This is a genomic window from Ignatzschineria ureiclastica (assembly GCF_003121845.1).
Classification (GTDB): domain Bacteria; phylum Pseudomonadota; class Gammaproteobacteria; order Cardiobacteriales; family Wohlfahrtiimonadaceae; genus Ignatzschineria; species Ignatzschineria ureiclastica.
Genome location: NZ_QEWQ01000004.1, coordinates 21,688 through 46,607 on the forward strand (window position 1 = coordinate 21,688; position 24,920 = coordinate 46,607).

At 39.5% G+C, this 24,920-nt stretch carries 21 protein-coding genes; 7 read left to right on the top strand and 14 right to left on the bottom strand.

All coding sequences use genetic code 11. The features are described 5' to 3' along the window. Positions 1-68 precede the first annotated feature (68 nt). On the top strand, positions 69-311 hold the full coding sequence (locus tag DC083_RS05830) for a DUF3820 family protein (protein ID WP_109189308.1): 243 nt from the start codon (positions 69-71) through the stop codon (positions 309-311). Positions 312-408: 97 nt separating this feature from the next. Here the strand turns inward: DC083_RS05830 and DC083_RS05835 are convergent, their stop codons facing one another. Continuing rightward, positions 409-1,224 (bottom strand): hypothetical protein, encoded by an 816-nt coding sequence (locus DC083_RS05835; RefSeq protein ID WP_109189309.1) that lies wholly within the window; start codon positions 1,222-1,224, stop codon positions 409-411. Between the two features lie 279 nt (positions 1,225-1,503). Continuing rightward, the gene (locus tag DC083_RS05840; RefSeq protein ID WP_189364570.1) at positions 1,504-3,369 is read right to left on the bottom strand and encodes a Na/Pi cotransporter family protein; all 1,866 of its coding nucleotides are present in this window, start codon (positions 3,367-3,369) and stop codon (positions 1,504-1,506) included. 481 nt (positions 3,370-3,850) lie between these two features. Here DC083_RS05840 and xerD point away from each other — a divergent pair, with 481 nt between their 5' ends. Beyond that, complete coding sequence (gene xerD / locus DC083_RS05845; RefSeq protein WP_109189311.1) at positions 3,851-4,759, top strand: site-specific tyrosine recombinase XerD; 909 nt, start codon at positions 3,851-3,853, stop codon at positions 4,757-4,759. Positions 4,760-4,987: 228 nt separating this feature from the next. Continuing rightward, a complete protein-coding gene (locus DC083_RS05850) occupies positions 4,988-5,716 on the top strand; it encodes a thioredoxin fold domain-containing protein (RefSeq protein ID WP_109189312.1) in 729 nt (242 codons plus the stop codon). A 195-nt stretch (positions 5,717-5,911) separates the two neighbouring features. Here the strand turns inward: DC083_RS05850 and yhbY are convergent, their stop codons facing one another. After that, positions 5,912-6,220: a ribosome assembly RNA-binding protein YhbY gene (gene yhbY / locus DC083_RS05855; RefSeq protein ID WP_109189313.1), complete on the bottom strand. Its 309-nt coding sequence runs from the start codon at positions 6,218-6,220 to the stop codon at positions 5,912-5,914. On the opposite strand from yhbY, the gene DC083_RS05860 reads away from it, so the two are divergent. The 4 genes from DC083_RS05860 to ttcA all read left to right on the top strand — a co-directional run bounded on the left by DC083_RS05860 (position 6,219) and on the right by ttcA (position 10,820). Continuing rightward, on the top strand, positions 6,219-6,554 hold the full coding sequence (locus tag DC083_RS05860) for a hypothetical protein (RefSeq protein ID WP_109189314.1): 336 nt from the start codon (positions 6,219-6,221) through the stop codon (positions 6,552-6,554). The genes yhbY and DC083_RS05860 overlap by 2 nt on opposite strands. Positions 6,555-6,770: 216 nt before the next feature. Beyond that, positions 6,771-7,397 (top strand): 23S rRNA (uridine(2552)-2'-O)-methyltransferase RlmE, encoded by a 627-nt coding sequence (gene rlmE / locus DC083_RS05865; protein ID WP_109189315.1) that lies wholly within the window; start codon positions 6,771-6,773, stop codon positions 7,395-7,397. A 469-nt stretch (positions 7,398-7,866) separates the two neighbouring features. Continuing rightward, positions 7,867-9,747: an ATP-dependent zinc metalloprotease FtsH gene (ftsH, locus tag DC083_RS05870; RefSeq protein WP_268248490.1), complete on the top strand. Its 1,881-nt coding sequence runs from the start codon at positions 7,867-7,869 to the stop codon at positions 9,745-9,747. Between the two features lie 155 nt (positions 9,748-9,902). Then, positions 9,903-10,820: a tRNA 2-thiocytidine(32) synthetase TtcA gene (gene ttcA, locus DC083_RS05875; protein ID WP_109189317.1), complete on the top strand. Its 918-nt coding sequence runs from the start codon at positions 9,903-9,905 to the stop codon at positions 10,818-10,820. 57 nt (positions 10,821-10,877) lie between these two features. Here ttcA and DC083_RS05880 read toward each other — a convergent pair whose 3' ends face one another. The 11 genes from DC083_RS05880 to elbB form a co-directional block, all read right to left on the bottom strand. Further along, entirely contained in the window at positions 10,878-11,780 is a 903-nt protein-coding gene (locus tag DC083_RS05880) for an AEC family transporter (protein ID WP_026878319.1), read from the bottom strand. A gap of 24 nt (positions 11,781-11,804) precedes the next feature. Then, a complete protein-coding gene (gene nagA / locus DC083_RS05885) occupies positions 11,805-12,962 on the bottom strand; it encodes an N-acetylglucosamine-6-phosphate deacetylase (protein WP_109189318.1) in 1,158 nt (385 codons plus the stop codon). Positions 12,963-13,239: 277 nt separating this feature from the next. Beyond that, positions 13,240-14,259 (bottom strand): SIS domain-containing protein, encoded by a 1,020-nt coding sequence (locus tag DC083_RS05890; RefSeq protein WP_189364569.1) that lies wholly within the window; start codon positions 14,257-14,259, stop codon positions 13,240-13,242. Positions 14,260-14,399: 140 nt separating this feature from the next. Beyond that, positions 14,400-15,278 (bottom strand): ATP-binding protein, encoded by an 879-nt coding sequence (locus DC083_RS05895; protein ID WP_109189320.1) that lies wholly within the window; start codon positions 15,276-15,278, stop codon positions 14,400-14,402. Positions 15,279-15,567: 289 nt separating this feature from the next. Next, positions 15,568-16,527 carry an acetyl-CoA carboxylase carboxyl transferase subunit alpha gene (accA, locus tag DC083_RS05900; RefSeq protein ID WP_026878323.1) on the bottom strand — a complete coding sequence of 320 codons (960 nt, stop codon included), beginning with the start codon at positions 16,525-16,527 and terminating at the stop codon, positions 15,568-15,570. An 80-nt stretch (positions 16,528-16,607) separates the two neighbouring features. Continuing rightward, the gene (locus tag DC083_RS05905; protein ID WP_109189321.1) at positions 16,608-17,972 is read right to left on the bottom strand and encodes a class II 3-deoxy-7-phosphoheptulonate synthase; all 1,365 of its coding nucleotides are present in this window, start codon (positions 17,970-17,972) and stop codon (positions 16,608-16,610) included. Between the two features lie 242 nt (positions 17,973-18,214). Next, positions 18,215-19,231, bottom strand: coding sequence for a ketol-acid reductoisomerase (gene ilvC, locus DC083_RS05910; RefSeq protein WP_026878325.1), 1,017 nt, complete (start codon positions 19,229-19,231; stop codon positions 18,215-18,217). A gap of 333 nt (positions 19,232-19,564) precedes the next feature. Next, positions 19,565-20,077: an acetolactate synthase small subunit gene (gene ilvN / locus DC083_RS05915; protein WP_026878326.1), complete on the bottom strand. Its 513-nt coding sequence runs from the start codon at positions 20,075-20,077 to the stop codon at positions 19,565-19,567. Between the two features lie 11 nt (positions 20,078-20,088). After that, on the bottom strand, positions 20,089-21,831 hold the full coding sequence (ilvB, locus tag DC083_RS05920; RefSeq protein WP_109189322.1) for a biosynthetic-type acetolactate synthase large subunit: 1,743 nt from the start codon (positions 21,829-21,831) through the stop codon (positions 20,089-20,091). A gap of 231 nt (positions 21,832-22,062) precedes the next feature. After that, entirely contained in the window at positions 22,063-23,346 is a 1,284-nt protein-coding gene (locus tag DC083_RS05925) for a homoserine dehydrogenase (protein WP_109189323.1), read from the bottom strand. Between the two features lie 453 nt (positions 23,347-23,799). Beyond that, positions 23,800-24,486, bottom strand: a complete 687-nt coding sequence (gene elbB / locus DC083_RS05930) for an isoprenoid biosynthesis glyoxalase ElbB (protein ID WP_229822379.1) — start codon at positions 24,484-24,486, stop codon at positions 23,800-23,802. Between the last annotated feature and the right edge of the window lie 434 nt (positions 24,487-24,920).

A 24,920-nucleotide genomic window follows, 5' to 3' on the forward strand; every position in this document is an offset into this window, starting at 1 on the left:
GAATAAATTAGTGATGTAAGGGTGATCTTAATTTAGATTTTTAGTTCAAGAGTGAAAAGGGGAGAAGGATGTTATCAAAGGAGAATTTAGTCAAGCTAGCGACAATAAAAATGCCCTTTGGTCGCTATCAAGGACGCTATTTGATTGATCTTCCAGAAGAGTATCTATTGTGGTTTAACCGTCCTGATAAAGGTTTTCCGAAAGGGGAGCTCGGCGCATTGATGGAACTTGCTTTGATGCTAAAAGTGGATGGTTTAGATCATTTAGTGAAACCTTTAAAACCCGAAAATGCTAAAGCTTATAAAAAGTGATTATAGCCTGATACTAATAGCACAAAAGAGCAAAAGCCCTCAATGGAGGGCTTTTGTGTGTTACAACTAATAATCGTTGATGATCAATCAAAATGACTTATTTTTTGATTAAATCACCTACTGCATTTTTAGTATCTTCTACAGTTTTGTTCATTGCATCTTCGGCTGCTTTTTTCATCTCATCAGCAATTTCAGCAGCTGCTTCTTCTGCCGCTTTTTTAGCTTCTTCGATTTTCGTCATGTTGTCGCCCGCTTTTTCAGCTGCTTTCTCAGCTGCTTTTTCAGAAGCATCTACAGACTTCTCAACACCTTTAGCTGCAGCTTCTTTCGCTTCAGCAACTTTTTCAGCGGCTTTATCTGCAACTTTTTCTTGTGCTTTAGCAGCCTCAGTAGCTACTTTTTCAGCTTCTTCAGTTGTTTTATCAGCCACTTTTTCAGCTTGTTTTGCAGTTTCTTCTACTTTTTTAGCTGCTTGATCTGCTGCCTCTTCCGCTTTTTTAGCAACTTCTTCAGCTTGTTTTACAACTTCAGGGCTATCTGCTTGTGCTTTTGCAGCCTCTTCAGCTTGTTTCGCGGCTTCTTCAGCGGCTTTTTTCTCAGCTTCAGCTTTTGCTTTAGCTTCTTCAGCTGCTTTCTTTGCTGCTTCTTCAGCTTTTTTAGCTTCGGCTTCCGCTTTAGCTTTTGCTTCTTCCTCAGCTTTCTTAGCGGCTTCTTCAGCAGCTTTCTTTTCAGCTTCAGCTTGTTTTACCGCAGCTTCTTCAGCTTTCTTTGCCTCAGTTTCAGCTTGTTTTGCAACTTCTTGTGTCTCTTTTACAGCGGCTTGAGCTGCAGGATCTTTACTTTCATCAGAACATGCAACTAAGCCAGCAAAAGCGATCGAGCTGATTAAAAGTAATTTAGTAAAATGTTTCATGTTATTTATATCCTTATTTTTCTTATAATAAATATAGGTGAATAAACTTTAGGTAACCATTATATCATATCGTTACATCTGATCGATACTAATACCATTTTATCGTTAAGTTATTAAAAATCCTAAAATTACTCTTATGAGTTCACGAATTGTACTCTATTTTTTGATTAAAAAAAACTCAAAATAATCAAGAGCAACTTCCTGATTTACCTCTGTTATAAATTACTAGTTTCTCTAGGAAATCAGATTTATAGATTATTGATGATAAGCCTCATTGTCTTATAGATCCCCCTCATTCATTTGGATGATATTATCAATGTTTTGCAGCAGATTATTATCCTGAATGGCGACGAGTTTAAGGATATTAAAGAGGCTCTCGACTATTTGAGTCGCATATTGTAAATCATTGAGTAGGGAGCTGGTGTTAAATCCATCTAGAGTATTTTCTTTTAGTGCTTGATAAACTTGAGCGCGAAATTGGCTTTCAAAATTACGGGAATCTTCGATGAGAGCGGTTAATGAGAGATGATCAAACTCTGCTTTGAGGTCGCTATCTTCTTTCAATTGAGTGATCTCTGCTTGAATTTGATAGGCCAATTGTAGGTTATTGACGATATAGTTACGTAACTCAATATAGAGAGGTTGTGCGGGATTTCCCTCTTTTGTGAGATAGTAACGTAAGTTTTTCTGTAAATGATTGCTATTTTTAACGGCAGAGACCAATTTAAAAGCAATAACCTGAGAAGTCATAATGACGGTTTGATAGGCTTTATCGGCTTCGTTGTAATCAATTTTACTGATAAATGTAAGTAACTCACTATACCGGCTTTTAATCTGCTGCCGATATAATTCATCCGCATCAAAGGGATTGAGATCTTGATATTCGATGATTGTGTTTTCGTCAGTACTTTCAACGGTCAAAATGGTTGTTTTCAGTAATAGAATATGACAGATCACCTCTAATGTGACTCGGGAGAGGAGTTGTAGGTCTTGTAGTACGGCCTGTGTTGCTGTTTGAGTGGAAGAGAGGGCGCTTTCAATTAAGAAGGGTGATGGTGCGCTCTCTTCGATATCAGTTGTTTGAGGGTGAATTGTTTGTGTTTCGATCAACTGTTCAGGTGCCGGGAGATTGGGAATTATTTTTTCTAGGAAAGTGGCCAGTGATCCTTTTAAAGGCCAAAAGAGTAGAAGCCCAATAATATTGAAGAGTGTATAAAAGAGTGCGATTTGGATCAGTGCATTAAATCCTAAGTGTGTACTAATCAGATTAATCAATAGTAATAGCGGTTTGAGGAATAGTAGAACGATGATTCCCGTTCCGGCATTATATATCACATGCGAAGCCGCAACTCTCATTCCGGCACGATTTCCCCCAAGAAATCCAAGTATTCCTGTAGCAAGTGCGCTACCGACAATCGCACCGATCGTGAGGGCAAATCCTTGCGTTGCATCGATCTGCTCAAGGGAGAGCATTGTAAGAATTAACATTAATGTTGCGTGACTTGATTGCAAGATAATCGTTAATATTAATCCTACGAGCACGAGCAATAATATCCCAAGCCAGCCAGAGAGTGTATAAGACAAGATATCAAAATCTTCGGTAAAGGCAGAGAACCCCCCTTTAATAAGATCAATGGCAAGGAGAATAAAGGCAACGCCTATGAGTACTCTGCCAGCAGATTTTGCCCGTTTACCGGCGAAAGAGGCGAGGATACCTATGACAATAAGCGGATAAGCAAAAGGACTTAAGCTCACATTTTGACCGGCTAAAGCGAGAAGCCATATACCGCCACTTGAACCGACATTTGCACCAATAATGATCCCAATTCCCGCAGCAAGAGTGATGAGGTTTGTACTGATAAAAGCGATAATAAGGAGAGAAACAACGGTCGTTGATTGTAAGATAAGTGTTGATGAGATCCCGAAAAGTAAGCTTTTGAGCGGTGTTTCTGTGCTTTTAGCTAATATTCGTTCTAATTTACCGCCGGCTAATTGTTGTAGCCCATCTTGCATGCATTGCATACCAAAGAGAAAGAAGGCAAGACCGGCACAGAGCTCTAACCAGCTACTGCTACGGTAGAAGGTATAGAGTAAGATCAGTAAAATAAGTAAAATGATTCCATTTCGGAAAAATTGTTTAGTCACAGGTATCACCGAATGTGTCATCAGCTTGAGCTATTGATTAATCTATATAATTGTAGTAATTGGCAGGATTAAATTATAAAGAGCTGAGTCATTAATGTTAAAATTTTAGGGTTTTAAAGTTCATTATTGTGTTTGAGGTTATTTTCCTTGAAGCCTTGAGTTGAGGTTTTGAAACGATTCATTGATCTATTGAATGTCTAGGTACCAAGTTTTTATGGCTTTTATAATTCGTGAGGTAAGTTTACGAAAATATCAGATCAGTGGATAAGGTCAATAGATAAATGCAATAAACCACTAAATCCCTAAATCAATGATTCGTTATTATAAGTGATATATCATAAACTATCTTTTAAATAAAATTATTATAAATAAAGGGTTCGGTAAGCATTGCGGAAATAGGTTTGCATTGAGATATTGTTAGCTCTCATATAGACTCTCATTAATCGTTGTTATAAGAGAATAGTCATAAGGAATCAATAGAATGCAGAAATTTGAAAATCCATTAGATCGGGAGATTGTGGCTCGATTTGGAGAATCTCTTCTCTTTGAGAAGGGCGCGAGTGATTTGACGGATCTCTCTTATATGCAAGATCTGCAAAAATTAGCAAAGTTTTTGATGCTAGAAGAGACATTGTTACAAGATGCAACGAGTGAACAGTTATCGCGATTTTTTACGCAATCTTTAGAGAATGAAGCCAATCCACGGAGTCTTGCGCGTTACTTATCTTGCTATAAACACTTCTATAATTTTTTGATTATTGAAAAAATACGCGAAGAGAATCCTACCGAAGGGGTTGCTTTACCTAAATTCCACAAACCACTGCCGGTAGCACTGTCTGCTGAGGATGTGGAAGCTTTATTAAGTGCGCCGGATAGATCAACGCCTCTAGGATTACGAGATTATGCGATGCTTGAATTACTCTATTCTTGTGGGTTTCGAGTATCAGAATTAATTTCTCTTGCCTATAGTCAGATTAATTTTGAAGTGGGTTATGTGCGCGTAATCGGAAAAGGCGATAAAGAGCGGTTAGTGCCTATCGGTGAGATGGCTTTAGAGGCTGTCAGGGATTATATTCGGGAAGCAAGGCCGCTATTGTTGAAGGGGCGAACAAGTGATACCTTGTTTGTCAGTAATCGGGGCTCGGCAATGTCCCGGCAAGCTTTCTGGTATATCATCAAAAAATATGCTGAACAGATCGGCATTCAAGGCGAAATTTCACCGCATACTCTGCGCCATGCGTTTGCGACACATCTCGTCAATAATGGTGCTGATCTTCGCGTGGTGCAGTTACTATTAGGGCATAGTAGCTTATCTACAACACAAATTTATACACATGTGGCTAAAGAGCGCTTGAAAAAACTACATGCACTTAATCATCCAAGAGGGTAATAAAGTGTAGGTTATTAACGAATATAAAGTAGGTTAACTGAGGGAGAGTACGAGTAACCTTATTCAAATAATCCCGAGAATAACATTATATTTACTTTGTAAGTGAATGATCGATAGGATACACTCATGCATTAAATTGATGAGTTATGTTGAGATAACAGCTAAAATACTCAACGAATAGATATTCAGACACATTGACAGAGATTTAACATTAAATAAAGGATAATTATGAAAAAATTATTATGGGTTGCAATGACCGCTGTAGGATTGAGTTCAACCGCTGTAGCGGATGTGAATTTAAAGCATTTTAATGATCTCATTCAAGGTGTGACTATTGAGAAAACACAACCTTCTGAAATCGAAGGTCTGTATGAAGTCTTTGTCAAAGAGACACCTTACCCAATCTTTATCTCTAAAGATGGTCGTTATATGTTAGAGGGGAATGCTGTTGATCTAGTGCGAGGTATTAATCTCAGTGAAACCTATATTAATTCTCACATCAAAGAGAAGATCAATCAAGTGAATGAGAAAGATATGGTGATTTATAAAGCGCCTAAAGAAGAACAGGTGATTACCGTCTTTACTACAACGGATTGTCCTTTTTGTCGGATGTTACATTCTCAATTAGATGAGTATTTAGCTGAAGGGATTACCGTTCGTTACTTAGCATTCCCTTATCGAGGTTTAAACTCGCAAGGCTATGAGGATATGGTTTCTGTATGGTGTTCTGATAATCGTAATGAATCATTGAATCAAGCTGTGACATTTGCAGAAGCTAAAAAAGGGCAACAAATCCCTGCTAAGTCCTGTAATAATCCAGTTGCCGATCAATATAAGTTAGCGCTAGAATTAGGCGTACAGGGAACGCCGGCGATTATTCTTGAAGATGGTTCTATGATTCCAGGGTATGTTCCTGCTAAAGAGCTTAAAAAACGTATTGAGATGAAAGGGCTTTAATAGTGCCAATCTAGATCAAATCAGCTTAAAATCAATAGTGACACTTATCATTATTGTTAAAGCTAATATGAAATAGTCGATAAGAAGAGCGGGTAAGAAGATTTGATAAATAAAGGCCACCAAATGGTGGCCTTTTGAAATAGATTTTTGAGGATCTTTAGACTTAACCTTTAATTTAACCTTTTACAGTGAAATCTATTTAAAGTTGAAGATGATTTTAGGATCTTCGTGATTGCGTTTAAACAGAATAATGGTTGCGCCAATTTTTTGAATCAATGAAGCATTAAGTGCCGTAACGATCTCATCTGTGATAGACTCTCTCTCATCGCGATCACGTCCGGCGAGTTTAATTTTAATAAGTTCATGATGGGCAATTGCATTTTTGGCTTCTTTGATGAAGTTTTCTGTAACGCCTTTATCCCCTAGAATTAACACCGGATCTAAATGATGTGCTCTAGCTTTAAGGAATTTAATATGTTCAGTTGTGAGTTTAATTTGTGTCATGAATAGTGAAAATAGTTCTCAGAATAAAAAAGTAAGCCTATCACACAATACGCAGTTACGTCATCTTTTTAAAAGTTTGAAGGCACTTGCATTTGGTATGATTGTGGCGGGAATTATCTTAGTCATTAGCGTGGGGTACATGGATTTAACCCCCGGTCTTGAGATTGCTATTTTACTCTTTTTTGGATTTGCTGGCGGTTTATATTTAGTCGCGCGAGGAAAATCGATTCTTCTACAGCATCAAGTGGCAGAAGAGCGACATCAGAAAAAGGCCAATGAGAAAAAGATCAGTCAGGTGACAGATAAGGAAAAATCAGTTAATCAAACTGAGTAGAAAAAATAAAAGCTTAAAATAACGGCTGAAGAAAAAGTGCTTGAAGTAATAGGGTTGAATTCACAAATATCGAACAATAATTAATGGACAAAATAGGTTGCTTGCTAGTGAAATCAAAATCGAGCGATTTGGCAAGAACGATTTGAGCAGTAATAGTTAATTTGGGCTGCAATCGTTAAAATATAAAACAATAGATAGAACATAAAGATAAAAATTATGGCAAAAAAGAGAAGTGCAAGTAGTACAAGATGGTTAAAAGAACATATGGATGACGAGTTTGTCATTCGCTCTAAGAAAGAGGGATGGCGTTCTCGGGCAATCTATAAGTTACAAGAAATTGATGAGAAAGATCGTTTATTCAAACCTGGCATGACTGTCGTCGATCTTGGAGCCGCACCGGGTAGTTGGTCTCAATATGCTATGCATAAAGTGGGACATAATGGCAAAGTAGTGGGTCTTGATCTATTACCTATAGATCCTTTAGCGGGCGTTGACTTTATCCAAGGAGATTTCCGAGATGATGAGGTGCTTGAGGAACTTTTAACGATTTTAGATGGTCGAAAAGTAGACGTCGTGCTTTCGGATATGGCCCCGAATATGAGTGGTATTAAAGGGGTTGATCAGCCTAAAACGATGTACCTTTTAGAATTAGCCTTAGATTTTATTCAAGGGAATTTGAAACCTGGTGGAGACTATCTATTAAAAGTGTTCCAAGGGGAAGGGTTTCAAGAGTACTATAAAGCTTTACAGCAAAATTTTACAAAAGTGGTCACTCGCAAACCTAAAGCTTCTCGGGCGCGTAGTGCAGAAATTTATCTATTAGCGAAGGGGTTCAAAGGCTAAAATAGGGTAATGTGAAAAATGCAATATACGTATATATCATTATGAGTGTATCGAGCAAAATAGAGGCTTATTTTAGTCAAGTATTCGAGTGGCCAATCGAGTGATTAATTAAAGGTCCGCTTGAGTGTAGTTGCTTAATGACAATCATTTGCATTTTTCTCTTTTTTTACTTGAAACATTAGAAAAAATCCCTACATTATGTAGAGTACCCTTGAAGCATGAGAAGCTTCTTTATAAGGCATTGAGGGAATGAAAGGATTATTACATCAAATATTTCTATCTAAAATCTCAAGGTTAATATGATATCAATTGTTCAATTACCTGAGAAATAGCGTAGAATAGATGGTTTGATATAAGATCTAAATATCTTAACTTACTTACATCAAATTAAGGTTATGAGCGTCATCAATGAGTTTGATTACACTTAGAAAACGTTAATTGATTTCAACTATAAATAGAGGTTAATCTTTTGAAGTACAAGGGAAGAGATATAGCTTTATGGCTCGGCATAGGCGTTTTAGTCTTTATGCTATTTCAGGGCTTTGGCGGCAGTGGGGGACGAGAAGTTCCTTATTCTGAATTTTTAAAACAAGTAGAGAGCGGACAGATTCGTGAAATACAGATGAGTGGTCCTAATAGCGCTGAAATTGAAGGTGTTACGAGTGATGGCTTACGCTTTTCTACTTATAATCCTGAAACCAATAACGCCCCGCTTGTCAAAAGTCTGATTGAGCAAAATGTGCGTTTTACTGGAAAATCACTTCGTAATCAGGGAATCTTTTTATCGGTATTCCTGAATCTGTTACCGATTTTACTACTTTTAGGCTTCTTCCTCTTTATGATGCGCCAATCAAGTGGTGGTGGTAAAGGTGGCCCAATGAGTTTTGGGAAATCAAAAGCGAAGATGTTGACTCAAGATCAGATCAAAACCACTTTTGCAGATGTTGCTGGCGCAGAAGAAGCGAAACAAGAAGTAGGTGAGATCGTAGATTTCTTACGTAATCCTGGTCGCTTCCAAAAATTGGGTGGTAAAATTCCGCGTGGTATTCTAATGGTGGGTTCCCCAGGTACAGGTAAAACCTTACTCGCTAAAGCCATTGCCGGCGAGGCGAAAGTCCCATTCTTCACAATTTCAGGTTCTGATTTTATGGAGATGTTTGTTGGAGTGGGGGCTTCTCGTGTGCGAGATATGTTTGAGCAGGCGAAAAAGCATGCGCCTTGCATTATCTTTATCGATGAAATTGATGCTGTCGGTCGTCATCGGGGCTCTGGTATGGGTGGTGGTCATGATGAGCGTGAACAGACATTGAACCAATTACTTGTGGAAATGGATGGCTTTAGTGATAACCAAGGAATCATTATTATTGCGGCGACAAACCGCCCAGATGTTTTAGATCCTGCATTACTGCGCCCAGGTCGTTTTGACCGTCAAGTAGTTGTACCATTACCTGATGTAAAAGGTCGTATCGAGATCCTTAAAGTACATCTTCGTAAAGTGCCAACGAATGCGGATGTGGATATTGAACAAATTGCACGTGGAACGCCAGGCTTTTCAGGTGCTGATTTAGCAAACCTTGTGAATGAAGCAGCTCTATTTGCGGCACGTAAGAATCAAAATGAAGTGTTTCTTTATGATCTTGAAGAAGCAAAAGATAAAATCATGATGGGAGCAGCCCGTAACTCAATGCAAATGACGGATGATGATAAGAAATTAACCGCTTATCATGAGGCCGGACACGCTATCATTGGTTATCGTTTGAAGTCAGATCCTGTCTATAAGGTCACAATTATTCCGAGAGGTCGTGCGCTAGGAGTGACAATGACATTACCTGAACGTGATCATGTGAGCGTGCCACGCAAATGGCTTGAGAATAAGATGGCAATGATCTTTGGTGGTCGTATCGCAGAAGAGCTAATTTTTGGTTATGATGCAGTTACAACAGGGGCTGCAAGCGATATTCAACATGCGACATCAATGGCTAAGAAAATGGTCACTGAGTGGGGGTTATCTGAAGCAATGGGTTTCAGAACGTATGCTGATAGTAATAACTCTTATTTAGGTAATCAAAGTGGTAACCCTGCCGGAATTTCTGATGAGACTGCGCGGCAGATTGATCTCGAAATTCGCGCGATTATTGATCGTAACTATGAGCGAGCGGAAAAAGTGCTCAAAGACGATATCGATAAGTTGCATAAGATGGCAGAGGTGCTGCTAGATATTGAAACGATTGATGCGAATCAAGTCGAAGACATTATGGAAGGTCGTCCTATTCGAGGATTAGATCAAAAGCATGATGATCCTGCTTCATTAGATATGAGCAATCCACCGAAAGTTGATATTGTTTCATAAGCTAAAAAGTATGAGGGAAAAATTGAGAGAGATTCTTCATTTTCCCAATCAGTAATGGAAAGCCGCTTTCGAGAATGAAAGTGGCTTTTCACTTTTCAGTTAATAGGTTGTTTTGAGATGTCTCATTGCAACCGTATTTTTTATTAGAGTTTATTATGAGTCAAACTATTCATCAGCAATCCATTACAGATCTATTGCAAACAGTTAGAACGCAAGAGGGTAAGCAGCAAGAAGATATCACTTTATCATCAGAGGATAGTGATCGTACCCACACAACGGCTAGTCGTTTAGCAAAGTTGGAGAAGCAACTGCGTCACCAAGTCGGTAAAGCCGTCATGGATTATCAAATGATTGCGCCTGGTGATCGAATTATGGTCTGTCTTTCTGGTGGGAAAGATTCCTATACTATGTTGGAATTATTACTTCTACTGCAAAAGCATGCGCCGATTGATTTTGAATTAATGGCAGTCAATTTAGATCAGAAGCAGCCAGGATTCCCTGAGCATATTTTACCGGCTTACCTTACGGATTTAGGGGTACCCTTTCATATTATTGAACAAGATACCTATTCGATTGTGACTGAGAAGATCCCGGAAGGAAAGACGATGTGTAGTCTCTGTTCAAGACTTCGTCGAGGCTCTCTCTATACTTATGCAAAAGAGAATAATTTTAATAAAATTGCGCTAGGGCACCATCGAGATGATATTGTGGAAACGCTCTTTATGAATATGTTCTTTGGCGGCACAATGAAGGCTATGCCCCCTAAGTTGCAGAGTGATGACTTTGATAATATTGTGATTCGTCCGCTTAGTTATTGCCGAGAAGTCGATATTGAAGAATATGCAACTCTGAAAGCCTTTCCCATTATTCCTTGTAACCTCTGTGGATCTCAAGAAGGATTGCAACGTCAAGAGGTAAAGTCGCTGCTTCAAGATTGGGAGCGCCGTTATCCTGGGCGAATTGACAATATTTTTAGAGCGACCAAAAATATCCGTTTATCACAAATGTGTGATACGGAATTATTTGATTTTGACTCATTTACAACGAATAGAGAATATGTGAAATCTTCTTAATTGCACAGGAGTTAGATCGCTTGATCTTTCGATGGACCTCTCTTTGATCAATCCTTATTAGATAATAAGGTAGTAGAAGAGAGGAACCGTAATAAAAGAAAGCGGAATGCCAATGGCTGTCATAATGGAGGCGAGTTCACCATCTAAGCCTTTTTCAAGAGCAATAATGACGGCTATCACCATCGGTGCCATTCCTGCTTGCATTAAGACAATCTGGTTAATATAGACGTTCGGAGAAGCGTAAATAAATAATAGAATACCCAACACAATGAGTGGGAGCAGAATGAGTTTAATGATGAGCCCAATACTGAGATAACCGACCAATTTTTTATTGCTAGGCAGTGCTAAACTAGCCCCTACTGAGATCATTGTTAAAGGGGTAATGAGAGAACCAAAAGCTTCTAAAGTATAGGTGACAAATTCAGGATAGGTAAATGGTTTAAGTAAAAATGCAAGTATCAAGGCAATAATCGGCGGGTATTTGAGGAGTACTTTGAGATTTTTAATAATAGAGACTTGCTCACCACTATAAAAATCGGCAATGAATGCGCCTAAGGTGAAGAGCAGAATGAAGTTTGATTGGTCAATCCAAAGGGCAATGCCGAGATATTGTTCTGTGCCCATCATTGCTTGAATTAAGGGGATGCCGACAAAAGAGGTGTTAGAAGTACCGGCGAGGAGAATAAGGGTTCCCATAGTAATACGGGACATCGGAATAAAGATTCGTAGAATATAGACAAGTCCGATTGTAATAAAGAAGAGAATCCAAGGGGAGAGAAGCGGGAAGATTGCTTCGAGGGAAAAGGCTTGAGAGTGAACTTTGTCGAGGATCAGTGCCGGCAGGGCAATGGTGATAGCGACGCGGTTGAGGGAGTAGATAAATTCTTTTTTGCAGGTAATTGCCGCTGTCACCGCTTTACCTGCAATAAGACAAGCGATGATCAAAATAATGCCATTCATTGAAGAGGCCTTTAAAAAAAGATGTTATTTGAAAAAAACCGGGAATATTTTATCATCTTTTAGTACGTTGATCATTGCTTTATTCCCTTTCTTGAGATAACCATACTGTAATGATTGAATAATTTGTGCCGGAGTTGAGGTTGCCATCGCAATGGCCTCGATCAGTGGGATGTCGATCGAACGGAGGGTATTGAGCAGGGCTTGTGCCATATCTAAATGCGCGCCAGCAAGAGTACCGTCAGCATTTACTAATCGTCCATCTCGTAGATAGATCATCTGATCATCCAATTGAAATTGATTCTGCGTTGCACCAATAGAACTCATGGCATCACTCACTAAGAAGAGCTTACCTTTGGGTTTGCTGCGGTAGGCTAATTGAACCATGAGTGGATCGACATGTAAGCCATCGTGAATAATAGAGGCATAACTCTGTTCTGCTTGAATTGCAAATCCTGTGGTTCCAGGTTTACGAGATTCCATTGCCGGCATTGCATTGTAGAGATGAGTAAAACCTTGTAAGCCTGCATCAATAGCTTCTTTTAATCTTTCAGGACTTGCTTCAGTATGACCCGCAAAGACAATTACGCCAGACTTTGTGAGCTTTTCAATGAGTTTAAGAGAGACTATTTCAGGCGCTAGCGTGACAAGTCGTACCATTTCCTGATGACCGCAGATTGTATCTATTAAATGATCACTTAAAATACGCAAATTAGCTGCCGAATGAATCCCTTTGCGCTTAAGATTGATCATCGGTCCTTCAATATGGATACCAAGTAGCCCTGATAATGAGGCTTCTATACCTTGAGATACTGCCTCTATACCTTGTTCAATAGTATTATCATCAGCACTAATGAGTGTTGGTAAGAGGGCAGCCGTTCCACGAGCTTGATGTGCTTGAAGAATCGTTTTAATGCCTTTTAAGTTTGGTTCATCATTGAATAGAATACCACCCCCGCCATTGACTTGTAGGTCAATGAATCCTGGCATGAGTAGATCACCACAATCATATTGTTCATAAGTAGCAGGAATGGCTGCTTGAGGAGTGATTTCTATGATGACACCTTTTTCAATCAATAATGCATGATCTTGATAAAGCGTAATCCCATCATAAATTTGGGCTGCAAGTAATGCACAAGATGATTGAGTATCGATTGTTGAAAAGGGGGAGGCTATAGGATTCATAATGTGAGTCAATTTGGTTTGAGAAAAATGGTTTTTAAGTAATGAGTAAAATTTTAAAAGATCATCAATTTTACTAAACAATACTTGCAAGATGCCGGATAGAACGGCTTTTTTGTTTCTTATAACTGATGCACCGGCCTTTCAATAAGCTTATTTTAAATCGATCTTGCGATAAAATAAGCCCCTTTGATTTCATCGGAGTATGCCATTGAATACCCATGCAATGATCGTATAATCACGACTTAATAATGGCTCAATGGATATTCAATGTTAATAGTTAAATGGTTTCAGTGACTTTCTTTAAATTAGGCGGGACATCCGGATTGAGCCCACGATGTTGTGATAATTTTTCGATAACACGATAGTAACCACTAATTTGTACCAGCGGTTGTAGTAAAGGATGTACTTCCGGAATAATGAGCGTATCTTCACTACTTTGTTTACTATCAATCGCAAAAATTCTTGCGCCAAAATTCTCTAATTTTTTATTAATTTCAATGGTTGATTCCCGAGAAGCATCTGAACCGACAAAGCTAATAATCGGATACTGTGGCGTAATCAGTGAAGCTGAACCATGGAAAATCTCTGAAGCCGAAATACCTTCAGCATGAATTTGGCAAGTCTCTTTCAATTTAAGTGCTGCTTCTGCGGCAACGCTTAAGCCGATACCTCGACCGATCACGAATAGATCTTTGGTATGAGATAGGCTTTCAATAAGCGCCGGCCATTCTGTCGTGGCGACTTGATCTAATACAAAGGGGAGATTCATCAGCCCATCGGCAAGGGCACTATCTTCACTCCAAGCAGCAAATATCGAAGCATAGACAGAGAGACTACCCACAAAACTTTTGGTTGCTGCGACACTCTTCTCCTCACCCGCTTTAATACCAAAGAGAAAATCGCATTCTTGTGCAAGCGGTGATTTCTCATCATTAATGATGCCAATGATTTTAGCACCTTGTTGTTTCATCATTTTTGCATAACTGATGAGATCAGGGCTTTTACCTGATTGAGAGGTTACAATCAAAATGGCATTATCGGTATTTAAGGGATGTTCATAAATAGACGCAAGGGATGGAGCTGCCACAGAAACAGGAAGCCCTAAGCCAATTTCAAAGAGATATTTACCATAAATTGAGGCATTATATGAGCTACCTCGACCTAAGGTAATAATCTGCGTGGGCTTTGCTTTTTTGAGGTATTCAGCTAATGCAATTAAAGTTGAAGCATTTGCATCTTGTTGTCGCTCGATGACATTTGGGATATCTAGGATTTCCTTGGCCATATAAGTGGACATGTTCATTTCCTTTTGTCTGTAGAAAAATTCGGATTATGTCGGGATGATCTTGAGGTCATCAGACGATGTATGACTACGATAATTCTATGATTGGGTTAATTTTAATATTCGATCTATTATTTAGATTAAGATTTTGGGAATCATTGTGCTTGTTGCAATTGTCGTTGTCCAACAAATTGCTTCACAAATTGATAAGCCACGCGACCGCTACGGGCACTACGTGCTTGGGAGAATTGCAAGGCTGCACGCTTTACCTCATCATCAAAGTTGATCTCTGGCGCAAATTCTTGTAACCAACTCTCCACAATAGTTAAATACTCTGCTTGAGAGTGAGGATAGAAATTGATCCAAATACCAAATCGCTCAGAGAGAGAGATCTTCTCTTCCACTGCTTCTTGAGGATGAACTTCTTGTGCATTGTATTGCGCAAGGTTGTCTTGCATCGATTCAGGCAGTAAATGCCGGCGATTAGAGGTTGCATAGAGGAGAATATTAGGGGCAGGACTAGAGAGTGAACCGTCTAGTAACGCTTTGAGTGGTTTGTAACTTGCATCATTTGCTTCAAATGAGAGATCATCACAGAAGATGATGAAAGAATAGGGGGCATTTTCTAGTAGAGAGAGAAGCTCCGGTAGATCTGCTAGATCCTGACTCTCAATCTCGACCATTTTAAGATTCTGAGAATGGTAAGTGGCTAAAATTGCTTTGACGATAGAGGATTTTCCAGTTCCTCGCGCACCTGTAAGGAGGACATGGTTTGCCGGTAATCCTGCTAAAAATTGTTCAGTATTGTTTCTGATTTGGGCAACTTGCTGATCAATTCCTTGAAGTTGATGAAATTCAATCGTAGCAGGGCGTGTGATTGGCACAAGGCGACCAAATCGGGAGTGCCGTCCTTTTTGCCAACGAAAAGCTATCGCTTGTTCGAAATCAAAATCATGTTGTTCTGGTGGTAAGAGAGGATCTAACCGATCAAGCACCTTGGCTATTTTTTGCAGATAGGGAAGCAACTGATCCATATGTAAGAAACCTCATATTCCATATTAATATATGATATCGCTAATAGTTATTACTGATATAAAAAACACTACTTTAAAAATCACTATTTTAAAAATTAGCACTTTAAAAATTACTATTTCAATTAATTATTTCAGTCAATTGATTGGTCTATCTATCAATTGGTTACAGAGATATTGTTTAAATTAACAGCTTAGAATAAAACTTGTCAATGCATGAAACCGTACCGATTTTTAGATAAAAAAATGAGCGATGGTCTTTTGTGAAGAACCACCGCTCAGATAGGACTATTTACTTGGTTTTAAATTGACCATAAGCCATAATTTTTTCATAACGCTTCTCAAGAAGTTCATCGACTGAAAGGGCAGAGAGCTCATCGAGAGCTGCATTAATCTCTTTCTTAATATTATCGCTCATCTCTTTATAGTTACGATGTGCGCCACCTTTCGGCTCTTCGATAATACCGTCAATCAATTTAGCATCTTGATTTTTAGGTGCTGTAACGCCCATCGCTTCAGCTGCTTCCTTATTTTTCTCAGCACTTTTCCAGAGAATAGAAGCACAACCTTCCGGTGAAATAACTGAGTAGATGGCATATTGCAACATCATTACTCGGTCACCTACGGCAATGGCTAATGCGCCACCAGAACCACCTTCACCTGTAACCGTACAGACGATTGGAACGCGTAATTTACTCATTTCAAGCAGATTACGGGCGATTGCTTCACTTTGACCACGCTCTTCAGCACCGATACCAGGATAGGCGCCTGGTGTATCGATAAAAGTGACGACCGGAATATTAAAGCGCTCTGCTAATTTCATTAGACGAAGTGCTTTACGATATCCTTCAGGGCGGGGCATACCAAAGTTACGTTTGATCTTCTCTTTAGTATCACGCCCTTTTTGATGACCGATAATCATCACAGAACGACCATCAATACGACCTAATCCACCCACAATTGCAGCATCATCGGCATAAGCCCGATCTCCATGTAACTCTTGGAAATCATCACAAATCAGATTGATGTAATCCAATGTGTAAGGGCGAAGCGGATGGCGCGCTAACTGCGTCACTTCCCAAGATGAAAGCTTGGAAAAAATTTGCTCAAGTTTGCTATTTTGCTGCTTCTCTAATGCTTCAATTTTATCTGAAACATCAATATCTGTATCTTGCGCCCAGTTTTTCAGTTCGTTAATTTTCGTCTGTAATTCATTAATGGGCGCCTCAAAATCGAGGTAATTCGTATTCAACACAATACTCCTAAGTAAATCGATATGTTCTATAAAATACCATATCTACACACAATAGTAAGCTAAAGAATTACGCGCTATTATACGCGTGCTGGAATCTTTTCGCGATGTTCTTTCAATTTTGAAGAGATTTGGAATGCTAATTCTAAGCTTTGTTGTGCATTTAATCTAGGATCACAATGAGTATGATAACGATTTTCTAAGTCTTTCGAGGTAATGTTCTGGCCGCCACCTAAACATTCTGTAACATCTGTACCGGTCATTTCAAAGTGAACACCACCTGCATAAGTCCCTTCTGCATTATGAGCGTCAAAGAAGTTAATGACTTCAGCAAGAATGCGATCAAAAGGTCTTGTTTTATAACGATTCTCTGTAATCGTATTACCATGCATTGGGTCACAGCTCCAAACTACATTTTTACCTTCTCGTTTAACCGCACGAAGCAGGCGTGGTAAATGGTCAAGGATATTTTCTGCCCCCATGCGTGTAATCAGCGTTAAACGACCTGGTTCATTATGAGGATTGAGCGCATCGATTAAGCGAATCAGTTCATCTTCTTCCATCTTTTGGCTCACTTTTACGCCGATAGGATTAGAGATACCTTTTGCAAAGTGAACGTGAGCACCATCTAATTGACGCGTTCTTTCCCCAATCCAGAGCATATGGGCCGAAGTATTGTACCAATCGCCTGTTGTGGAGTCTGTACGAGTCATTGCTTCTTCATAAGGAAGAAGTAGCATCTCATGAGAGGTGAAGTATTCTGTTTCTCGGATAATCGCATTGTTTGGATCAACACCGCAAGCTTGCATAAATTTAAGCGCATCTTGAATACGAGTTGCAAGGTCAATATAGCGCTCAGCTTGAGGAGAGTTGTCAACAAAACTCATTGTCCAGCGCTGAACCCGATGAAGATCTGCATACCCCCCTTTAGCGAAAGCACGAAGTAAGTTAAGCGTTAATCCAGATTGCGCATAAGCTCTCCAAAGGCGCTCAGGATCAGGTTCGCGTGCTTCAGCCGTAAATTCAATGCCATTGATAACATCACCACGATAGCTGGGGAGAGTTACGCCATCAATAGTTTCACTATCTGATGAGCGAGGTTTAGCAAATTGTCCAGCAATTCGACCGACTTTAATGACAGGGCTACTTGCTGCAAAAGTGAGTGTTACAGCCATCTGTAGTAATACACGGAATGTATCCCGAATGTTATCTGAACTAAAATCAGCAAAGCTCTCAGCACAATCGCCCCCTTGAAGTAAGAAAGCTTGTCCATTAACCGCTTGTGCTAATTGCGCTTTCAGGGAACGGGCTTCACCGGCAAATACAAGAGGGGGTGCTTTACGAAGGCGTTCTTCTACTGATTTTAAAGACGCTTGATCTTTGTAAGTGGGTAATTGTACCGCTGGGAAATCTCTCCAACTAGAAGGGGTCCAAATCTGTGTCATAATTTTTCCTATTTTTGCATCATGAGTTTGCATGTTATTAAATGATAAACAATTTAAATATTTGTTGCTACAACTCTTTTGTGTGAATTGAAATGTAGAAGTAGTCTAAAAATAATACGAAAAAAATGCCTTAAGAGATTACGCTTAAGGCATCCATTTACTGTTTGATCAGTCTAATGATTTCAATTTTTCCTCTTAGAGAGGATTATTGAGAGAGTGCTAAAGTAGCGCTCCCTTATTCATTAGTTTTTGGTTTGATCAACAAGGCTATTTTCAGTGATCCATGGCATCATGGCACGAAGTTTAGCTCCTGTTTTCTCAATGGGATGTTCTGCAGTTAAGCGTCGACGAGCTGTCATTGAAGGATAGTTAATTGCACCTTCTTGGATAAACATCTTGGCATATTCACCTGATTGGATACGATAAAGCGCTTTACGCATCGCTTCTTTACTTGAAGCATTAATCACTTCAGGGCCTGTAACATACTCACCATACTCAGCATTATTAGAGATAGAGTAGTTCATGTTCGCGATACCACCTTCGTACATGAGGTCAACGATGAGTTTTAACTCGTGTAAGCACTCAAAATAAGCCATTTCAGGTGCATAACCCGCTTCAGTTAATACCTCAAAACCGGCTTTCACAAGTTCAACTGCACCACCGCAAAGTACTGCTTGCTCGCCGAAAAGATCCGTTTCTGTCTCTTCTCTAAATGAAGTTTCGATAATACCTGCTTTACCGCCACCATTTGCAGAAGCATAAGAGAGGGCGATATCACGCGCTTTACCTGACTGATCTTGGTAAACAGCGATTAATGATGGAACACCGCCACCTTTCACATATTCAGAGCGAACAGTGTGACCTGGACCTTTGGGGGCTACCATGATGACATCAAGGTCTTTACGAGGCACGATTTGGTTATAGTGAATGTTAAAACCATGAGCAAAAGCAAGTGTTGCACCTTGTTTAAGATTTGGCTCAATCGCATCACGATAGATCGCAGGTTGATTTTCATCAGGAAGTAATACCATGACTAAATCTGCTTCTTTAGTAGCTTCCGCAATCTCTTTTACATTATGGCCAGCATTGACGGCTTTGTTCCAAGATGCGCCACCTTTACGTAGACCCACGATGACATTGACACCTGAATCTTTAAGGTTTTGTGCATGCGCATGACCTTGTGAACCGTAACCAATGATGGCAACAGTGGTATTTTTGATTAAGGAGATATCGGTATCTTTATCATAAAAAACGTTCATTTCTTTGTCCTTATACTTAATATGTTATGTATCTGATGTTGTGTATCAGTATATTTGTTTGTATCAGTGAATAATAACTCTTTGATGACGATTCCTTGATGATGATCTATTACTAAAATTAATATTTGTAACAACGTTTTTTCGTACTCATCAGGCCTTAAGTTTGGCTCGGTTGATGATAGATTGAAATCAAAGAGTTAATTCACTTATTCATTGGGTTATTAAAATTGAAGCGTACCTCTATTGGTATACAACAATTTGGTATGTAAATCTATGCACTGTAGTTTTTTTCGTCAGTTGCAAGATTATTGAGTGATGCTTTTAAGGGGCAAATTAGAGTACAAGTCCCTTGGCACCTCTCACTAAACCTAATGCTCCTGAACGTACAATCTCAATAATGCCAAGTTCAGTGACCGCGACAATAAACGCATCGAGTTTATCTTGAGTGCCAGTCACTTCAATGGTGTAAGAGTGCGGTGTTACATCAATAATCCGTCCTCTAAACATCTCATTGATCCGAAAGAGTTCAGAGCGATTCTGACCTTCGGCTTGAACTTTAATCAGCATCATTTCTCGCTCAACATGGGCGCTATCGCAAAGATCCGTGAGTTTCACAACGTCAATGAGCTTATTGAGCTGTTTAACGATCTGTTCAACCATATGATTATTGGCAATAGTGACTAGTGTTAATCGAGAGAGTGAGGGATCTTCGGTAGGGGCAACACAGAGACTTTCAATGTTGTATCCTCTCGCCGAGAAGAGATTCACTACTTTTGAGAGTGCGCCGGCTTCGTTCTCCATTAAGATCGAAATAATATGACGCGATGTTTCAGTATTAAATGTCATGTTTTTCTCCCTTAAACTTGGCTTAAGCCGTCTTTTACAGTGTTTTCCATCTTATCGCGACCGGCAAGGATCATTTCGTGATGGCCTTTTCCTGCGGGAATCATTGGGTAAACGTTCTCGCTTGGGTCGGTGATGAAATCGAGGAAGATGGTTTTATCTTTCTGTTTGAAAGCTTCTCTTAATGCAGGTTCAACATCGCTTGGTTTGCGAACTTGAATACCGCTATGACCATAAGCTTCCGCTAATTTAATGAAATCGGGTAATGAGTCAAAATAGCTCATGCAGTAACGTTTTTGGAAGAAGAATTCTTGCCATTGACGTACCATGCCGAGGTAACCATTATTAAGGTTGATAATTTTAACAGGTGCGCAATATTGCAACATCGTTGAAAGCTCTTGTAGCATCATCTGAATACTACCATCGCCTGTAATACAGGCCACATCGCGATCAGGACGAGCAATTTTAGCGCCCATGGCCGCGGGTAAACCAAAGCCCATTGTGCCAAGACCACCTGAATTGAGCCATTGACGCGGTTCATCGAAGGGGTAGTATTGCGCCGCCCACATTTGGTGTTGACCTACATCCGACGTTACAATAGCGCGACCTTCTGTCACTTCAAATAGTTTTTCAACGACAAATTGTGGTTTGATAATGATGTCGCTATTGTCATAAGCGAGTGATTTCATCGCGCGCCATTCATCAATCTGTTTCCACCATTTCTCAAGCGCTTCTTGATCCAATTTTCCTTGTTTTTCGGCATGGATCGCATTGAGCTCTTGGAGTACAGGCTTTAATTGACCTACGATTGGTAGTGTCACAGGGACATTCTTGGCGATAGAGGCGGGATCAACATCCACATGAATAATCTTCGCATCCGGACAAAATTGTTCTAAGGTACCAGTAATTCGGTCATCAAAGCGAGCACCTAAAGCGACTAATACATCACATTCATGCATCGCCATATTCGATTCATAAGTTCCATGCATGCCGAGCATACCTAGAAACTGCTGATCAGTCCCTTCGTAAGCCCCTAAGCCCATTAAGGTACTGGTAATCGGTAGATTGAGCGCTTTGACAAATTGACGAAGTTCCTCATGAGCTTCCCCAATAATCACGCCACCGCCGGTATAAACCATAGGGCGTTTAGCCTGAAGAATTAGATCATAAGCTCTAGCGATCTGTTTAGAATGGCCTTTAATCGTGGGATTATAAGAACGCATTGTAATCGTATCAGGATAATCAAATTCTGCTTCTTGAACTGTAACATCTTTGGGCAGGTCAATAACAACAGGGCCAGGGCGACCTGTTGTTGCAATATAGAATGCTTTCTTGATTGTCTCAGCTAGATCTTTAGCATCTTTGACAAGGAAGTTATGTTTGACACAAGGAAGGGTAATTCCGACGGTGTCGACTTCTTGGAAGGCATCATTCCCAATTAAGCTTGTGGCGACTTGTCCTGAGAAGACAATCATTGGGATAGAATCCATATAAGCAGTTGCAATTCCGGTGACAGCATTGGTAAGACCTGGGCCTGATGTGACCAGGACAACGCCGGGTTTGCCAGTTGTTCGTGCATAGCCATCAGCAGCATGAGTTGCAGCTTGTTCGTGGCGCACTAGGACATGTTCAATTTTGTCTTGTTTATAAATTTCATCATACAAAGGAAGTACGGCCCCACCGGGGTACCCAAAAATACATTCCACGTTCTCCTTAATTAAGGAGTGAATGACGATTTCTGCACCGCTTAATTTCACAGGATCTCCTCATTTTTAATATCGAGTTATTATTTTAAATTATTATTCTAGGCGGACTTAAACTGCACAAGGCCTTAATCCTCCAGAAAAAATATTACATTCTATTATGGATGATCTTGGGTAAAGTTGTGCAGTCTAATTGTTAGCTTTTTTAGTATCGTGTGTATACTTGTAAAAAGACTCATCAAGGTCAGGGTCATCATTTCGCTCGTTGAAGACGCGATAATGAGATTAAAACATCTCTATCCGAATCGATTTTGTGTTAACAACGCCTTCATTTAACATAGCATTATTCATCAGTTTTTCTACATTTTCTTCAATAGTTTTTGCAGTTAATATGATAACTGAATGATTTTCATCGTAAATTTTAATTTTAAAAGCGCTTCTTAATGTTTCTGAAGCCATCTCTGCAAGTCGCTCAGATAGTGCTTTAAGATCCGTTTTAGCACTACATTGGCAGTTAATATAGTAACGAGATTCAAATTGGCTTGATTGAATGATAGGTGCTTCCATTAATTGATGGGAATCAAATCCTAATGCCGGCGCACTATATTGTGCTGTTTGATTATGGGCAATTTCAATCAGATCTGCGATAACGGCAGAAGCGGTAGCTTCACTGCCAGCCCCTCGACCGCTCATAAATTGCTCACCTACCGCATTCCCTTGAATGAAAATACCATTGAGCACCCCGTGAACTTGAGCAAAAGGATGCGTTAATGGCACTAAAGTAGGGTGAACGCGTAGTTCAACGCCTTGTTCACTCTTTTTGGCAATCCCAAGATGTTTAATGGCAAATCCTTCGGTACGAGCAATTGTAATATCTTCCGCACTAATTTGTGTAATGCCTTCGGTATATACGGCATCAAATTGCAGTGGGATTCCAAAAGCTGTTGAGGCAAGAATGGTTAATTTGTGTGCCGCATCAATACCTTCAATATCAAAGGTGGGATCAGCTTCAGCGTAACCGTGTGCTTGAGCCTCTTTAAGACAAAGTGCAAAGTCGCTTCCTTTACTGCTCATTTCGGTGAGGATGTAGTTAGTCGTACCATTGATAATCCCCATTACAGTATCAATTTCATTTGCGGCTAAACCTTCCCGGAGACTTTTTAGAATTGGAATACCCCCTGCAACAGCGGCTTCAAAACGCAAGAAAACGCCATTCTCTTCGGCAAGTGCTAACAGTTCAGTGCCATATTTTGCGATCAGTTCTTTATTGGCAGTAATGACGGATTTACCATTGGTAAGCGCTGTTTTGATATAACTGAGTGCCGGTTCAATACCGCCGATTAATTCGATGACAATATCAATATCAGAGTGGTTAATAATCTCATCAATATTCGTGGTGAGATTAAGATTGTAGGGATTTTCACGTTCTAAAGAACGAACATAGACCCGTTCTATAATGGGAGTTTGTCTTATTCGGCGCACAATTGTTTGTTGATTTTTGTGTAAAACTGAAGCAACACCAGTAGCGACTGTGCCAAGACCAATTAATCCTAATTTAAGAGGCTCCATAATAGATAAAATTTCTCCGATGATGATTAAAATAAGTGACGATCAAATTATTAAAATGCGCTACATATTCAGTACCGTAGACGCTAGCGATCTTGCATTGCAAATAGCTTACTATCTGTTAAATGAGGATCGTAATGTATGAGTCAGCAGTGCGGTTATAGGATTGTAGGTGGGTAGACCATCTCTGCCGCGTGACCTTGTGGGTTCTAATCTGCAATACTCTTGGCAGTTTACCTGATTTTTGATCAATAAGAAAACCTGCATAAATCTTATGCAGGTTTTGGGTGAAAAACAAGTATTTACATAAGTGTTTTCATTAAAAAGGCGATGCAATATATGCTATCAGCACTTTGTGACTAGCGTGATGCTATCGCTATGAATATCGTTATAAAAATGAAAGCATAAAATATGACAATATTTTGATAGCGATTAATAGAATTAGGAGCGCTTGAATTAGGAGAGCTTTTCTAATCCTTCAACGCAGGCAGTTGCACCTAAGAAAATCTCATAAGGCGTGGCATTACCCTCCATATAGGCACCACTTGTAATCAAATGATTCTTCTGATCGATATGCGCTTCATCTAAGGCTGTTTCGATATGGGTGATATTCCACGCTTCTAATGCGGGTAGAAAATCCCCGGCATTAGTCGTTTTACCAAATGAGATCGAGGCATCTGCAATCCCTTTCGTTTTAAGGGCAATCGCAAGTGCCATAGGTGCGGCGCAAATAGCAATAATAGGTTTTTTGAGTGTTAACGCTTCGATTAATTGCGCTTCAATATCGCTTTTTAAAGTAGCATCAACGCCTTTCTCTAGAAAGTTAGTGAAGTTTTTAATGACACCAAAACCGCCCGCCATTGCAATGCCTGAAACGTCATTAAGATTCAGTTCATTGATCGGTTTGATTTGACCGCGAGCAATACGCGCAGCTTCCACTAGAATATTGCGGTTTGGTTCCATCGGCTCGCCATTAATATGATTGAGTGTATCTTGTTGTAAGCGATCGGGCGCATAAAATTGGACCTGATAACCCGCTTTAGTAAGGGCAATATTGAGCGCTGTCGCTTCTGTAATTTCAGCACCATCAAGATGACCGCAACCGGCGAGAATTAAAGCAAAAGTTTTATTTGATTTCATCATATTATCTCCTAAATTATATTCATTAATCCATAATACGTTAGCTAAGTCCATTAGCGGTTTGTGATTGATTCGCGTCGTTGATTTGTATAAATCCCTTTATTGTTAGTTTTATCGTCAATTGGGTTTAAGAAAAAAATTTTGAGTAGTGAGTATAGAGTTTCAAAAAATATAAAATCGTACTAAATAATACTTGTAAAATGCCGGATAGAACAGTTTTCTCGCTTCTCGTAGCTGATGCGCCGGCATTTGAATAAGCTTATTTTGAACCGATTTGACTATATCTCAATCTTAATAATGGTTGAAGATACTATAGTGTATATTCAGTATTGTATATTCAATATTGTATTACATAGTAGTGATTACATAATAACGACTTATTAGAGAATGATCGACTGATACTATCAAAGTAGAGTTTTAGGGAGTGTAATCTTGAT

What these genes read in the sequence shown, in the direction of transcription:
- DC083_RS05830 (WP_109189308.1), top strand. Translation starts at nt 69, where the DNA reads ATGTTATCAAAGGAGAATTTAGTCAAGCTAGCGACAATAAAAATGCCC.
- DC083_RS05835 (WP_109189309.1), bottom strand. Translation starts at nt 1,224, where the DNA reads ATGAAACATTTTACTAAATTACTTTTAATCAGCTCGATCGCTTTTGCT.
- xerD (WP_109189311.1), top strand. Translation starts at nt 3,851, where the DNA reads ATGCAGAAATTTGAAAATCCATTAGATCGGGAGATTGTGGCTCGATTT.
- DC083_RS05850 (WP_109189312.1), top strand. Translation starts at nt 4,988, where the DNA reads ATGAAAAAATTATTATGGGTTGCAATGACCGCTGTAGGATTGAGTTCA.
- DC083_RS05860 (WP_109189314.1), top strand. Translation starts at nt 6,219, where the DNA reads ATGAATAGTGAAAATAGTTCTCAGAATAAAAAAGTAAGCCTATCACAC.
- yhbY (WP_109189313.1), bottom strand. Translation starts at nt 6,220, where the DNA reads ATGACACAAATTAAACTCACAACTGAACATATTAAATTCCTTAAAGCT.
- rlmE (WP_109189315.1), top strand. Translation starts at nt 6,771, where the DNA reads ATGGCAAAAAAGAGAAGTGCAAGTAGTACAAGATGGTTAAAAGAACAT.
- ttcA (WP_109189317.1), top strand. Translation starts at nt 9,903, where the DNA reads ATGAGTCAAACTATTCATCAGCAATCCATTACAGATCTATTGCAAACA.
- DC083_RS05880 (WP_026878319.1), bottom strand. Translation starts at nt 11,780, where the DNA reads ATGAATGGCATTATTTTGATCATCGCTTGTCTTATTGCAGGTAAAGCG.
- nagA (WP_109189318.1), bottom strand. Translation starts at nt 12,962, where the DNA reads ATGAATCCTATAGCCTCCCCCTTTTCAACAATCGATACTCAATCATCT.
- DC083_RS05890 (WP_189364569.1), bottom strand. Translation starts at nt 14,259, where the DNA reads ATGTCCACTTATATGGCCAAGGAAATCCTAGATATCCCAAATGTCATC.
- DC083_RS05895 (WP_109189320.1), bottom strand. Translation starts at nt 15,278, where the DNA reads ATGGATCAGTTGCTTCCCTATCTGCAAAAAATAGCCAAGGTGCTTGAT.
- DC083_RS05905 (WP_109189321.1), bottom strand. Translation starts at nt 17,972, where the DNA reads ATGACACAGATTTGGACCCCTTCTAGTTGGAGAGATTTCCCAGCGGTA.
- ilvC (WP_026878325.1), bottom strand. Translation starts at nt 19,231, where the DNA reads ATGAACGTTTTTTATGATAAAGATACCGATATCTCCTTAATCAAAAAT.
- ilvN (WP_026878326.1), bottom strand. Translation starts at nt 20,077, where the DNA reads ATGACATTTAATACTGAAACATCGCGTCATATTATTTCGATCTTAATG.
- DC083_RS05925 (WP_109189323.1), bottom strand. Translation starts at nt 23,346, where the DNA reads ATGGAGCCTCTTAAATTAGGATTAATTGGTCTTGGCACAGTCGCTACT.
- elbB (WP_229822379.1), bottom strand. Translation starts at nt 24,486, where the DNA reads ATGATGAAATCAAATAAAACTTTTGCTTTAATTCTCGCCGGTTGCGGT.